This is a genomic window from Arenibacter echinorum, from assembly GCF_003259375.1.
Lineage (GTDB): Bacteria > Bacteroidota > Bacteroidia > Flavobacteriales > Flavobacteriaceae > Arenibacter > Arenibacter echinorum.
The window spans coordinates 136,546-151,255 of sequence record NZ_QLLN01000006.1 but is presented as its reverse complement, the minus strand read 5'-3'; the positions used below and the strand labels follow the sequence as shown (position 1 = coordinate 151,255).

General features: G+C 39.5%; 13 protein-coding genes. 3 read left to right on the top strand and 10 right to left on the bottom strand.

Annotated features, from left to right (window positions below):
• Window positions 1-39: 39 nt before the first annotated feature.
• The 10 genes from glk to LV92_RS16190 all read right to left on the bottom strand — a co-directional run bounded on the left by glk (window position 40) and on the right by LV92_RS16190 (window position 11,215).
• A complete protein-coding gene (gene glk, locus LV92_RS16230; protein WP_111624660.1) occupies window positions 40-1,116 on the bottom strand; it encodes a glucokinase in 1,077 nt (358 codons plus the stop codon).
• Window positions 1,117-1,196: 80 nt separating this feature from the next.
• Entirely contained in the window at window positions 1,197-2,141 is a 945-nt protein-coding gene (locus LV92_RS16225; protein WP_111624659.1) for a 1-phosphofructokinase family hexose kinase, read from the bottom strand.
• A gap of 45 nt (window positions 2,142-2,186) precedes the next feature.
• Window positions 2,187-2,876: a 2,3-bisphosphoglycerate-dependent phosphoglycerate mutase gene (locus tag LV92_RS16220; RefSeq protein ID WP_111624658.1), complete on the bottom strand. Its 690-nt coding sequence runs from the start codon at window positions 2,874-2,876 to the stop codon at window positions 2,187-2,189.
• A gap of 11 nt (window positions 2,877-2,887) precedes the next feature.
• Window positions 2,888-3,877 (bottom strand): 2-hydroxyacid dehydrogenase, encoded by a 990-nt coding sequence (locus LV92_RS16215; RefSeq protein WP_111624657.1) that lies wholly within the window; start codon window positions 3,875-3,877, stop codon window positions 2,888-2,890.
• A gap of 212 nt (window positions 3,878-4,089) precedes the next feature.
• Window positions 4,090-4,656, bottom strand: a complete 567-nt coding sequence (locus LV92_RS16210; protein ID WP_111624656.1) for a cupin domain-containing protein — start codon at window positions 4,654-4,656, stop codon at window positions 4,090-4,092.
• A gap of 216 nt (window positions 4,657-4,872) precedes the next feature.
• Window positions 4,873-7,281 (bottom strand): phosphoenolpyruvate synthase, encoded by a 2,409-nt coding sequence (gene ppsA, locus LV92_RS16205; RefSeq protein ID WP_111624655.1) that lies wholly within the window; start codon window positions 7,279-7,281, stop codon window positions 4,873-4,875.
• A gap of 270 nt (window positions 7,282-7,551) precedes the next feature.
• Window positions 7,552-8,142, bottom strand: coding sequence for a DedA family protein (locus tag LV92_RS16200; protein WP_111624654.1), 591 nt, complete (start codon window positions 8,140-8,142; stop codon window positions 7,552-7,554).
• Window positions 8,143-8,150: 8 nt separating this feature from the next.
• A complete protein-coding gene (locus LV92_RS21925) occupies window positions 8,151-9,518 on the bottom strand; it encodes an HAD-IC family P-type ATPase (RefSeq protein WP_211323006.1) in 1,368 nt (455 codons plus the stop codon).
• Window positions 9,519-9,533: 15 nt separating this feature from the next.
• The gene (locus tag LV92_RS21920; RefSeq protein WP_211323005.1) at window positions 9,534-10,670 is read right to left on the bottom strand and encodes an HAD-IC family P-type ATPase; all 1,137 of its coding nucleotides are present in this window, start codon (window positions 10,668-10,670) and stop codon (window positions 9,534-9,536) included.
• A gap of 92 nt (window positions 10,671-10,762) precedes the next feature.
• Window positions 10,763-11,215 carry a pyridoxamine 5'-phosphate oxidase family protein gene (locus LV92_RS16190; protein WP_072861866.1) on the bottom strand — a complete coding sequence of 151 codons (453 nt, stop codon included), beginning with the start codon at window positions 11,213-11,215 and terminating at the stop codon, window positions 10,763-10,765.
• A 274-nt stretch (window positions 11,216-11,489) separates the two neighbouring features.
• Here LV92_RS16190 and LV92_RS16185 point away from each other — a divergent pair, with 274 nt between their 5' ends.
• From LV92_RS16185 to LV92_RS16175, 3 genes are all read left to right on the top strand, one after another.
• Window positions 11,490-11,999 carry a nicotinate-nucleotide adenylyltransferase gene (locus tag LV92_RS16185; RefSeq protein ID WP_072861865.1) on the top strand — a complete coding sequence of 170 codons (510 nt, stop codon included), beginning with the start codon at window positions 11,490-11,492 and terminating at the stop codon, window positions 11,997-11,999.
• Between the two features lie 364 nt (window positions 12,000-12,363).
• Entirely contained in the window at window positions 12,364-13,446 is a 1,083-nt protein-coding gene (locus LV92_RS16180) for an efflux RND transporter periplasmic adaptor subunit (RefSeq protein ID WP_111624653.1), read from the top strand.
• A complete protein-coding gene (locus LV92_RS16175; RefSeq protein WP_111624652.1) occupies window positions 13,443-14,705 on the top strand; it encodes an ABC transporter permease in 1,263 nt (420 codons plus the stop codon). Before LV92_RS16180 ends, LV92_RS16175 begins: the two co-directional genes overlap by 4 nt.
• Window positions 14,706-14,710: the final 5 nt, after the last annotated feature.

The window sequence follows — 14,710 nt, the reverse complement described above, 5'->3', positions numbered from 1 at the left end:
TGCATTACTTGTATTTTGATAACTGCAAAGCATCACATTTTAATCCCCTTGCAGAGCCATAGCGCCGTAATAAGCGGCCCCAAGAAGCGCCGTTTTTTCATTAAGGATTACCTTTACCGGTATCATTTCCAAGAGTGCGTTTAACCGCCCCGATTGTACAAAGTTGTTGTAGAATACGTCCCTTTTAATACCTGTTATTATTTTTGGTAAGATGCCCCCACCTATATAAATACCACCCGTAGCCTTGAATTTTAGGGCAAGCTGTGACGCTTCTATAGCCAAGAACCTAATAAAAACATCCAAGGTTTCAACACAAACGGAATCTTTTCCTTCCATTGCCGTCCCGGTAATTATAGCAGAAGGATTGCCTTTGGACATTTGATTACTCAGCCATTGTGGCTCCTTTATGCCACTTATTTGCCTCAAGAATACATATAGTTCCATGATTCCGGGACCTGACAACAACCTTTCCCAGCTGACATGTTCATATTTTTTTTGGAAGTGTTGCAGAATTTCTATGTCCAATTCATTACGAGGACTAAAATCGCAATGGCCACCCTCACAGGCAAAGGGGTGGTAGTGCGATCCGTCCCAGAACATTCCTGCTTCCCCAAGTCCCGTACCAGGAGATATAAGTGCGGCATTGCCAGGTATATTTGTTCCGGACTTAAGTGTTTCGAAGTCTTTTTCTTGGAGCGCTGCCAGTCCGTAGGCATTGGCCTCCATATCGTTGATCAATGAAACAGAACGTATATGAAGTTCCCTACTAATTTCTTCGCTGTCAATTGCCCAAGGAAAATTAGTGCCATATACCTTGCCCCGAATTACGGGTCCGGCAACACCTAGACATATTCCATTTATCCTAGGCATGTCGTCCGTATGGAAGTTAGATACCATCTCCAAAAAAGATTTATATTTTTTAGTGGGATATGATTTTTCCTTCAAAGGAACCATGTCTCCGTCCTGGATTTGAAAAAGGGCCAAATTTGTTTTAGTGCCTCCAACATCGGCGGCCAAAATTACTCCCTTATCCCGGGATATGTTGGTATTCATAAAAGCTAAGGGAATCTCCCCTTCATGGATGGCGGGTAATGAAAATCTTTGAATATTGTCCATAAAGTCTATCTTTTATAAAATGGTTATGTTCTATTCCTGTTATTTATTCTGAATCAAATTAAGTAATCCAAGGTTTACTTTCAAGTGTTTTTTTGTCCTAGGATCCATTTGTACAAATTATCGGCGTCATCCTTGTTGCACAATTGGGTACCTTCATGCATGGTAGCCGCAGTACCACAAGCTACCCCGTATTTTGCCATTTCGCTATAGGATTTGCCTTTAAGCAAACTAACTACCATACCTGCCACCATACTATCACCTGCCCCTATGGTGCTTTTTTGCAGCACTGTGGGCGCTGGTATATGTTCTATGAGATCCTTGGTGGCCAATAGGGCTCCTTTCGGACCCAAGGATACGACAAGTATCTCACAATCATGTTCCTTCAAAAACTTTTTGGCAAGGGGTTCCAATTCCATAGCTGAAATTGATGTAACACCACACAAAGTGCTTAGTTCCCCTAGGTTGGGCTTTAGCATAAATACTCTGGATTTGGTAGCCTTAGCCAATGCCTCCCCGGAAGTGTCCAAAATAAAGTGCACTTTTTTACTTTTGGCTATTTCGGCCACCAGAACGTAGAAATCATCCGGCATTCCCGGAGGTAATTTACCGCTGGCCACCAAGTAATCTCCTTCTTCCAGATTCTTTTCCAATTTTATTAGTAGGGCTTCCCACTCTTCCTTTTCAACCTGTGGTCCCGGCACTCCAAAGCGGTATTGTAAGTTGGTAGTGGTATCGGTAACAGCAAGATTATCCCTTGTCCATCCCTTAATGGACACTACCATTTGATCAATACCTGCCTTGTCCAAAATTTGCCTTAAATGTTCTCCTGTAGGTCCGCCTGCCAGATACATGCAGAGTGATTTCTCTCCCAATTTTTTAAGGGCACGGGATACATTGATGCCACCACCTCCCGCATCGTAAGTGGGTGAGGTACAGCGTAGTTTGGTATTGGGGCTGATACCTGCTACCGAGACACTTTTATCTATTACAGGATTTAAGGTAAGTGTTACTATTTTTTTGAGCATGTTGATTGAATTTTATGTTTTCCCATTTATTCGACTTAAATGGTGTTATTCTAATTTGTGATGTTCCATTAAATTTTGGTTGCCGTCAAATTCATATATATGTGGTACGCCAGTGGGTACTTCTAAACCGGCTATATCTATAGAAGGAATATTACAAATGTAGCCAATAAGGGCACGTAGGGAATTACCATGTGCCGAAATCATGACCGTCTTACCTTGTACCAAATTGGGAACTATTGCTTCGAAATAATAATTGACGACTCTTTTTGAGCTGTCCTCTAGCGATTCCCCCGATGGCAAGACTGCCGGGTCTACATTTTTGTAGTTCGGGTCGAATTTAGGATGTAGTTTGTTGTTGGGACCCAACTTCGGAGGAGACTCATAATATCCGCGCCTTATGGCCCAATATTTTTTTTCGCCCACCTCTTTTAAGGTCTCGTCCTTATTTTTACCCTGCCAATCACCGTAGTGCCTTTCGTTTAGTTTCCAATGATAGTAGGTATCTACATGCATTTGTTCACAATTGTCCAAAACGATCCAGGCCGTGCGTATGGCCCTTTTAAGATAGGAAGCAAAACATATATCGATGTTTATTTTATTGCGTTTAATGATTTCGCCAGCATTTTTAGCTTCCTCCTTTCCTTGTGGTGAAAGGTCAATATTGGTCCAACCTGTGAAGATGTTTTCCAAGTTCCAAAGACTTTGTCCATGTCTTATAAGAATCAATTTTCCCATTTATCATTAATTTAAAGGACTTCATTTTTACAAGGAAGGCCTTGCTCCAGGCAATCCAGATTTTCAAAGGTGGTTTGTGCAATATTGCCTAGGGCGGTATCTGTTAAAAAAGCCTGGTGGCTGGTAATCATTACATTTCTGAGGGTCATTAAACGCGCTATCATATCGTCCTGAAGTATATCTTCGGAATGGTCTTCAAAAAATAAGCCTTCTTCCTCTTCATAAACATCCATTCCATAATAGCCAATTTGTTGGGATTTAAGGCCGTTAATAACATCTTGGGTATTTACCAATCCCCCTCTACCGGTATTGATTAGCATTACCCCCTTTTTCATTTTGGCAATCTGGGCTTCGTTTATTAGATAATGTGTTTGTTCCATCAAAGGGACATGTAAGGAAATAATATCGGATTGGCTGCACAAGGTATCCAAATCGGTATAGGTGGCCTTGCATTCTTCTACCAGGCTTTGGTCTTTCATGGCATCGTAAGCCAGAATATGACATCCAAAACCATGTAGAATTTTAGCTACGATTCTTCCAATTTTTCCGGTACCGATAATTCCCACGGTTTTTCCGTGCATATCAAAGCCTACCAAGCCGTCTAGCGAAAAATTCATTTCCATAATGCGGTAATGGCTTCGTATCAATTTACGGTTCAAGGCCAAGATTATGGCTACAGTAAATTCGGCGATGGCATTGGGGGAATAGTCCGGTACCCGGACAACCCTCAGACCTAAGGATTTAGCATGGGCTATATCTACGTTGTTATATCCAGCTGATCGTAATGCAATATATTTAACCCCCATTTCATGGAGCTTGTCCAAAACAGGAGCAGAGCCGTTGTCCTGTGTGAAGATGCAAATACCTTCACAATCTTCGGCCAAAACTGTAGTATCTAGGGTAAGATAGGAATCCAATAATTTTAAATTATGTCTATTTGCATTGGCCTTGATTAAATATTCCTTCTCAAATTTATGTGTATTAAAAACCGCTACTTTCATTTTTTGGATTACAGACCACGCATAGGTGTTCTAATTGCAATCCCAAAGGAAGTAATTATGAAGGTGATCTAATATGATATTAATCATTATACTTATGGCAAATACCATATTATTTTAGCGCTAAAATTATAATTTTGAGTATGTGTAGGTTTACGAGCATACGGGCCAAGAACCAGGCATTTTAATTTTTTCCAAATGCCCAGATAGGTTGGTCATTTAATTTTAAGGGGTGGTCCAACTATCTTCATTTCATTATCCGCAAATAAATGTTCCATTTCTTTGGGACTGGGTTCGTGGTCTAATTGGGATACGGCTACAAAAAAATTCTCCATTTTGCCAGCGGGTTGAAAGATGACAAGCATTTTACCTCTTTCCGAGACTTGGGTCCAAGCATGTGGCACTTTTTTGGGCAAAAATATGCTGTCCCCAACATTTAGATCAAAAGTTTCTTCCCCAACCTTAAAGTAGTAGCTACCCTCTAGGACATAAAACATTTCATCTTGGAAGTGGTGTACATGCAAAGGGGTCCCTTTTCCTGGTGTAAGCGAGGTTTGTTCAAAAATGGCCAGGTCCTTATCGGTATCACTACCGGATATTTTGACATCCAAAATATTGGAGTTTACTCCTTTCAAGGTTATGTGCCCGTGTATTCTGCCTTCGCCAGCCTTAACCTTAAAGCCTTTGACTTTTCTTCCAATAACATCTTCTATGGACGAAAAAGATAACAAAGGCAATGTAGTCAGCGCAGATAGCGCTACGATAAAGCTATTTCTTTGCATTTTCTAAAGAATTAAGGTTAAAAGGGGAAGTAAGAACATACCTTGTTGTTCGTATACCTAAGTTACGGAAAATGTAGATTGAATATGAGGAAATTATGCAATCATAAAAATAATTTTTTGCTTAGCGCGATAAGTCATTAAATATTGTGATTTATTTCAAAAAAAACTGGTTTAGAACCTAAACTGGCGATCTAGGTCTTAATGGTTTTTATCACATTAATTACTACTTTCCGCCATTCCAAAGCTGATTTTACTTTGCTCTGCCAAATTGATATTCTTGATTCCTTCAATGAGTGCATCCGGATTAAAGGATATGGAATTAATTCCTTTTTCTACAAGAAATTGGGCAAACTCGGGATAATCACTGGGAGCCTGTCCGCAGAGTCCAATTTTTGTATTCGTTTTATGCGCGGAAGCAATGACCATAGCGATCATTTTTTTCACTCCCGGATCATTGGCATCAAAAATATCGCTTAAGAGTTCTGAATCTCTATCCACGCCCAAGGTTAATTGGGTAAGGTCGTTGGAACCGATGGAGAAGCCATCAAAAAAATGTGCGAATTCTTCAGCCAGAATTACGTTGTTAGGAATTTCGGTCATCATGTAGAGCTGTAAGCCGTTTTCAGCCCTTTTCAATCCGTAATCTGCCATAAGGTCAATTACTTTTTCTGCTTCCTTAAGGGTGCGGCAGAAGGGAATCATAATCTTAACATTATTAAAACCCATATCCTCCCTGACCATTTTCATGGCCTTGCACTCCAATTCAAAGGCTTCTTGATATTTGGGATGATAGTAGCGTGATGCTCCCCTAAAACCAATCATGGGGTTGGACTCCAATGGTTCAAATTCCTTACCACCTATTAAATTGGCATATTCATTGGATTTAAAATCACTGGTACGCACAATAACATCTTTGGGATAAAAGGCGGCTGCAATGGTGGCAATGCCCTCTGCCAGTTTATGCACAAAATAATCGGCCTTGTCAGGGTAGTGGTGGGTAAGTTTTTCAATAAGCGCTTTGGCCGAAGCATCTTTCAGGTGGTCAAAATGTTTTAAGGCCATCGGATGAATTTGTATGGAATTATTGATGACAAATTCCAATCGCATAAGACCAACGCCGGAAGTGGGATAAAATGATAGTTTGAACGCCTGCTCTGGATCTGCCAAAATGAGCATGGGTTGGGTTGCGGGTTTTTTAAGTGATTTAATATCCACTGTTTTTTCATCCCATTTCAGTAATCCATCGTACACTACACCAGTATCCCCATCCGCACAGGAAATGGTAATATCCTGGCCATCCTTTATTGTTTTTGTAGCATTAAGAGTGCCAACAATGGCGGCAGCACCTACCTCACGGGCAACTATGGCTGCGTGACTTGTGCGTCCCCCTTGGTCCGTAATGATGCCGGCCGCTTTTTTAAGGATGGGATCCCAATCGGGATCTGTCTTTTCGGTGACAAGAATTTCTCCTGGTTGAAGCTTATCGGATTCTAATGGACTATGTATAATCCGTGCTTTCCCAGCCGATATTTTGTTGCCCAGACCCATTCCTCTAGTAATTTCCTTACCTTTTTCCAGTAAGGTATAGGTACTGATTTTAAGTTTGTCCTTTTTTGCACTTTGCACTGTCTCCGGTCTGGCCTGGACTATAAACAATTCATTGGTCAGTCCGTCCTTTGCCCATTCTATATCCATTGGACGTCCATAATGCTCTTCAATGATCATGGACCATTGTGCAAGTTTTATCACTTCGGCATCGGTAAGTACAAATATTTCCTGTTTTTCTATTTTGGTATCTAGGTTAAGGGTACCACTGCCCGAGCTATCGTAAATCATGGTTTTTTCCTTGCTGCCTAATTTTCTGGAAATTATGGGTTGGCGAATGCTATTTTTCAAACTAGGTTTATACACAAAGTATTCGTCGGGATTTACACTTCCCTGAACTATATTTTCACCTAGGCCCCAAATACTGGAGACAAGAACTACCTTATCAAAACCGGTGTCCGGATCTAAGGTGAAATTTACTCCGGAACAGGCCAGATCCGAGCGCACCATTAACTGAACGCCTATGGATAGCGCTACCTTTGTCTGGTCAAAATGATTGTCTTCGCGATATTTTATGGCCCTATCTGTAAACAGGGAAGCATAACATTTATGACAGGCGGCTATCAATTCATCAAACCCCTTTACATTGAGATAAGTTTCCTGTTGTCCTGCAAAACTGGCGTTGGGAAGGTCTTCTGCCGTAGCACTACTGCGGACCGCCAAGGAAATCTGGTTACCGTATTTTTTAACTAGTACATTATATCCTTTTTCAAGGGAAGATTTGATGGCTTGTGGAAAATCCGCTTTGGCTATGCTTGTTCTTATAGCACTCCCTACTTCCCGTAAATTTGAAAAATCTTTCTTATCCAATTTTGCAATTTCGGCGAATATGGATTCCTTTAATTGCCCTTCTTTCAGGAAAAGCCAGTAGGCGTCAGAGGTGGTGGCAAATCCGTCAGGTACCTGTACACCCGTTAAGGTCAGTTTCTGGTACATTTCACCCAATGAGGCATTTTTGCCTCCTACTTCGGGCACATCGTTTATATCTATTTCGTTAAAGTGTTTTATGTAGTTTTTCATCTGCTAGATTATTGCGTTTTTTGAACATATCAATTCGATAACCAATATCACCCAATCCTGCGTGGTATAAAATGATATTGATCAGTTCCTAACAGTATGCGATTGGAGATATTTTTGTTAAAGAATTTAAAAGGAAAAGCTGTCGATAAATATATGAATTACGTAGTTGTAGGGCACTTTAACTGTAAATAGCTGACCACTTTAAATTGAAGTTAAGTTTGTTTTGGTAAACCTTCCCATTTAGGTTTGCAGAGTAGTATTAAGAACATCTCACTTTGACAACCACTTACTTACTAAAACACTAATTATAACAGCCATGAGGAGTATAATGCCGCCAAAAACGGAATGGCGAACAATATCGACCTGATTTATTAGTTTTTCCATGGCACTGTGGAAGAAAAAACCCAAGCAAATATAAACTGAAACATATGCTAAGGAACCCATCATGTTTACGAGAAAAAAATTACGGTAATGCATTTTACCAAGTCCGGCAAGGATGGGGCCAAAAAATCGTACTTTGGGAATAAAGGCAATAATTAGCAAAGTGCGGACCTGATGCTTTTTCAATTTATCCTGAAATTTTTTTAAGATTTGCGCCCTCTTCTTTTGTTGTAATTTTTGTGTCCATTTATTTCCTGTGAAGGCCAAATAAAAATAAATGTTGTCTACTACCATTAGTCCCAGGAGGGCCGCTATTCCCGCAAAGATTGGGTTAGCTATGTCTGTATGCGTGAGATAACCAACGGTTACCAAAACCAATTCTTCTGGAATTGGGGTTAGTTGGTCGATTATAAAGAACCAAATAAAGATTCCTAGATAGGAGTAATGTGCAACGTAGTAGGTTATATCGTGTGTCTCCATAATCGCCTTCAAAAGTGAATCGTCCTATAAAAATATTTTTTTAGGATTTCATTTGCTATACCATATAATACCACCACACCCATAAGCATGAGCACGGTTTGAAGTGATAATACCGAAAGTTCCAATATTTTCCCCAAAGGAGTGTAGGGCAATCCTATTCCCAGGATAAACATGCCTAAGGTGGTAAACAATAAGAATTTTCCAGGTTTACTTTTATAGAATACTTTTTTGGAACGTAGCACCCATAAAACCACAAATTCTGTTAGAATGGTTACCATAAACCAGCCAGATCTAAAATGTTCCTGATCACTTTTGGTGATATATATTAAAATAGCAAATGTCAGAAAGTCGAAACATGAGCTTAGCAAACCAAAACGAATCATAAATTTTTTAATGAACTTAAGGTTCCATTTTTTTGGCATAGCTATCCAGTCGTCATCCACATTATCTGATGGTATGGTCATTGCTGGAAAATCCGATATAAAATTTGTTGCCAAAATTTGTTTCGGAAGCAAGGGCAGGAATGGCAAAAACATGGAGATTATGGCCATGCTAGTAATATTGCCAAAATTGGCACTGGTGGTCATAAAAATATATTTGATGGTGTTGACAAAAGTTTTCCTACCGGTTATAATACCATTTATCAAGACTTTAAGTTCTTTTTCCAGCAATATAAAGTCTGCGGTGTTTTTGGCTACATCAACCGCGTTCTCAACGGAAATTCCTACATCAGCAGCCTGAATGGCAGACACATCATTGACCCCATCGCCAATATAACCTACCACATTACCGGATTTTGAAAGTAGATTTACAATTCTTTCCTTATGACTTGGTTCCAGTTCAGCAAAAATGTCTATTTCATTTACCTTTTTTATTAAAGCGATATCATCCAATTTATTTAGATCGGCCCCGGTCAATACCTTTTTTTCGCTGATGCCCAACTGTTTTCCTACGAAGAGACTTACATTTTTATTATCGCCGGTAAGGATCTTGAGAGTAATGCCCAGGGTTCTCATTTGTTTTACTGAGTCAACCACTCCGGCCTTTACCGGGTCATCCAAGAAAATCATGCCTAAAAAGGTCATTTCTTTCTCTATGGAACGATCTATAATTTTTTCCTCCAAAGGTTTATAGGCCAAAGCAATAATTCGAAGTCCCTTTTTAGTGGATTCTTCGAAAAGGGTATTAATTTTTTTTCGGTAGGATTCAATAGCTTCTATGCTGCCATTGTTATCCACATAGGTGCAGACTTCCATTACTTTTTTAAAAGTTCCCTTTGTAATTATGAATTGGGAACCATTTTGTTCCACAAGAATACTAAGCCGTTTACGCGTAAAGTCGAAGGGGACTTCATCCAATTTTTTGTAGTTGGTCAAATCCAACTTGTGTTGTTATTTTATAGCTTTATCTATTGGGTTGGCATAGCCTGTTTGGTAGATGGCATTTAAATATGCCATATCCATAATCTTTTCATTTTTTATACCATTGGTATCCAAATAGTCATGTATGTGAATTTCACCAGAAGTAAGGGTCCCGGTTTTATCGGAACAGAAGATATTCATGCTGCCAAAATTTTCAATGGACACCAATCGCTTGACGATTACTTTTTGTGAGGCCATATGTCTGGCACCATAGGCTAAATTTATACTTACAATGGCGGGTAATAAAAAAGGAGTAACCCCTATGGCCAGGGTTAGGGAGAAAAGGAGGGAATCTATAAACGGCTTCTCGAAATAGACATTGACTGCAAAAATAATAAGGGCAAGCATAAGAGCAATCTCCATAAGCATATAGCCAAACTTTCGCAATCCTCTTTCGAATTCTGTTTCTACTTTATTGGGTTTTATCTTTTCTGCAATTTTGCCAAATTCCGTGTCTTTTCCCGTCAATACGACAATAGCTTTAGCAAAACCACTGGTTATATGGGTTCCTTTGAATAAGCAATTGTAGCGATCTTTTAAGCTGGTGTCCACAGGCAATTTTCCTAACTTTTTTTCCTCCGGATAGGGCTCCCCTGTCAACATTGCTTCATTCACGAAGAGGTCATTGGCTTCAATGATTAGGCAGTCGGCAGGCACAACATCACCAGCGGATAGAATAACTATATCTCCGGGAACTGCTTTTTCCAAATCGATGGATTGTTGGGTGCCATCCCGTAATACTTTGGCGGTCACTTTTACCATTGCCAATAATTCTCTGACTATGTTTTGTGCCCCTCTTTCTTGCCAAAAGCTTAGTACCCCACTTAAAATAATGATGCAGAATATAATGATGGCATCCACATGTTCTCCTAAAAAAAAGGAAAGGATATCTGCAAATAATAGCAGTGCCATAAAAGGACTTCTAAACTGATTGAATAGAAGCCAAAAATCTGATACATGTGAATTAGGGGCGAGGGTAATAGCGCCCGCCTTCTCCGTACGTATTTTTATTTCCTCTTGGGTAAGTCCCTTTTCAGGATTTGAATTCAGCTCCTCGACCACTTCATCACTATATTTGGTCCAAAAAGGTGCTATTGACTTGGCCATGGGCTGTGAATTGAGTGGTTCAAAAAAATGGAAGTTTCACATTTTGGGAAATGGCTGGAAAATTGGGGAAACTAACCTTGTCGATTACTTATCTAGGTCTCTTTTCTTTTTCCAGTAATCTCTACTATTTTGATACGATATACCGTCGGAATCCCTCGAGAGTACAATTTGCTTGAAAATTCACTAATAAATTCGGTTTCCCGATGCTCTTTCTCTAGGATAAGACCTTTTACCCCTTCTGTAAATTGATGCAACTTAAATTTGGCATCGGTTCCTTGAAGTTCTTCATAGGTGCCATGGGCCATAACCGATTGCCAATTATTGGATGATTTTACTTCCTCTACCAGTAATGTTACCGCAGTATTCTCACGCATGGCATCTATCTTATGTCCGTCTGCTGAATAACTTATTAGGGAATGATCATCCTTGTCATAATAATAGGTTATAGGGAGGACATAAGGCTTATCCTGATATATATATCCCAAGTGTCCGGTGTAGTTGCCTTTTAGTAAACGAATACTTTCGCTAGTGGTCAAATTTGTCATATTCCGCTTTATAATCTTTAAACTATTCTGTGACAGTTCTATGGAATCCCCTATAAGGCATTTCGCATAAATCCTTGATAAGATCAAATCTAGTTCCTTCTAAGCTGGTAAAATATGATATTGGTCAGTTCTGACTTGTGGGTGTGGGGGTTTTCTTAATTAAATGTAGCAGAATGACTTAGGTCATTGTAGAAGCCTTGAAGTTGGAATAATTTGCTACCAATGGACAACGAAAATCCATGTTAACACTAATTAATTTTTAAACTTAATGATCATGAAAAAAATTCTATTTGGTTTATTAGCTTTTGGACTAACCACCCAAGCCTTTTCTCAAATTATTCCTACGGTAGAACTATCGGAGGTAACGGTCTATGCTACCAATTATAAGTATCTTAACGATATAAACACTGGGGAGCTAGCCTCCATACCAGTGAAGCTATTGCAGCAAAAGGTGGCGACCTATGATGTTAAAAGCTCCGAATTTTATCAGGACGATTATGACCTTTACAACATTACGTTTTTTATTCCCGAAGGTAAAATTCTTGCCGCTTATGATGGCGAAGGGAAGTTATTGCGTACAGCTGAAAAGTTTAAGGACATTAATCTGCCTACCGCTGTAAAGAAGGCCATTGCAGATCGTTTTCCTGAATGGGTTATTACCAAAGATATTTATTTGGTCTCCTTTACCGATGCCACAGGAGCTAAGAAAACCTATAAGGTTAAATTGGAAAACGGGGATAAAATGTTGAGGGTAAAGATGGATGAAACAGGGAAATTTCTTTAGGATTAACAAAAGACCCTACCTTTTATAAATAATAGGTAGGAATAAATCCTAAATTTGGTTCAAGGACATTTTTATAGCGTTGGGATTATATAGGCGCTATATGAATGTCCTTTTTCTATGGGTTGGTTACAATCCTTTAAGAAGGAAATAATTGGGTATATCAGTATGGAAATGCTGGTAATTAGTTTTTTTTTTGGAGCGTTGTAACCAAGCCAAGTAGGCCAATACCAGTGTTTATTTTTCAAACACGACATTCTTATTTTAAGCAGGCAAGATTAATAAAGACGAAGTACGTATATGATTTTCCTCATATTCTTTAATGTATATTTCCCTTTATTTTGGGCTATCTTAGTTACTATTGTCTATGAGGAATATTATTTTGATCCATTGTCTATTTCTTTTGTTATCCTGCGGAGACAAAGAAGAAAAGATATTTCCCACTAAAATCCATTTAACCGAATCGGTCTATGCTTCCGTAACCGTGCAGCCAGATAGTCTGTATCAGGCTTATGCCCCTGTAGCGGGCATTTTGGATCGTAATTTGTTGGAAGAAGGGGATTTGGTAAGTCAGGGTACACCAATAATTCAAATCGTGAACAGTACCCCAAAGCTTAATACGGAGAATGCCCGATTGACCCTAGAATTAGCACAGGCAAATTATAATGGAAGTTCGGCGGTTTTAAGTTCGTTGGAAGATGAGATCCAATCGGCAACCTTGTCCTTTAAAAACGATTCCATAAATTATTTGAGGCAAAAGAGGCTTTGGGATCAAAATATTGGTTCAAAAGTGGAGTATGAGAACCGAAAACTTGCCTATGAAATTTCAGGGAATAATTTAAAGCAACTTAAAAATAAGTATGTCCAGACCAAGAACGAACTTTCTACCCAAGTGCAGCAAGCGCTCAACAATTATAATACCTCGCAGCTTACTACCAAAGATTTTACCGTTAGTAGCAAGATCAGCGGAAAGGTGTACGCCTTGTACAAGAACCCTGGGGAAATAGTAAATACTATGGAGCCTTTGGCATCCGTGGGCAGTGCTACGGATTTTATAATTGAATTGTTGATAGACGAAGTGGATATCGTAAAACTTCAGGTGGGCCAAAAAGCCCTTATTACTTTGGATGCTTATGGGGATAAGGTCTTTGATGCCAAAGTAAGCAAAATTTATCCCAAAAAGGATGAACGCTCACAGACGTTTAAGGCAGAGGCCATTTTTATCAATCCACCAAAAGCACTTTACCCGGGTTTGGCAGGGGAAGGAAATATAATTATTTCTGAAAAGGAAAGTGTCTTGACCATTCCTAAGGAATATTTGTTGGAGGGGAACAAGGTAAAGACCCCGGACGGACTTGTTGACGTTATTCCCGGACTGCAGAATTTGGACCGCGTAGAAATTATAAATGGTATCAATGAGACCACGGAAATTTTAAAACCTGAAGAATGATCAACTGGAGGGTCATATTGAACATCGCCAAAACCCATCTGCTCACAAAGATGAAATCTACGGTCACCGCTTCCCTAGGGGTTACCTTTGGTATTGGGGCCTATATTACTTTGGTTAGTTTTATGACGGGGCTCAATGAAATGCTGGATAGCCTTATTTTAAACCAAACGCCCCATATCCATATCTACAATGAGATAGAGCCTTCAGAAAAGCAGCCCATTGCCCTATACCAGGAATTTGAGGATGCCTTTAATGTGGTTAATTCCATTAAGCCAAAACAAAGTCAGAAGAAGATCCATAATGGTCTACCCATCTTGAATTATCTAAAAAAGGACAAAAAGGTTTATGGAGCAACACCCCAACTTAGGGCACAGATCTTTTATCTTTCGGGATCTATAGAATTAGGGGGGAACTTGGTAGGAGTGGATATTATGGAAGAGGCAAGACTCTCTAATATTGACGATTATATAGTAGAGGGAACAGCACAGGATTTAAAAAACAGTGAAAATGGAATACTTTTAGGAGCAGGACTTGCCAAAAAAATGTCGCTAAAAGAAGGGGATCGTGTACAGGTCAGCACCATAAAGGGAGATGTTTTTCCACTAAAAATTGTGGGGATATACCAAAGTGGTATTGCGGATATAGATAATATTCAAAGTTATGCCAATCTAAAGACGGTTCAACGTATTTTGGGGGAGGCTCAGAACTACGTCACCGATATCAATGTAAAATTGTATGATATTAACGAAGCCACGGCCATGGCAAGTAGTTTGGGTAAAAAGTTTCAAGTAAAGGCGACCAGTATCAATGAGGCCAATGCACAATTTGAAACCGGATCCAATATCCGTAACCTTATTACTTATGCCGTTTCCATTACATTATTGATTGTTGCGGGTTTTGGAATCTATAATATCCTAAATATGCTTATTTATGAAAAAATGAAGGATATCGCCATATTAAAGGCTACAGGGTTTTCGGGTACCGATGTACAACTTATATTTATGAGTCAGGCCATGATCATTGGGGCAGTAGGAGGAATTCTCGGGCTATTTGTTGGATTTGTTCTTTCCAAACTAATAGATAACGTGGCTTTCGAAACCGAGGCGTTGCCAACCATTACCACCTATCCCATAAACTATAATATTTGGTATTATATCATCGGCATTTCCTTTGCACTGATTTCGACTTTCGTTGCCGGTTGGTTGCCTTCCAACAAAGCAAAGCGCATAGACCCTGTGCGAATTATTAGGGGAACTTAACCTAG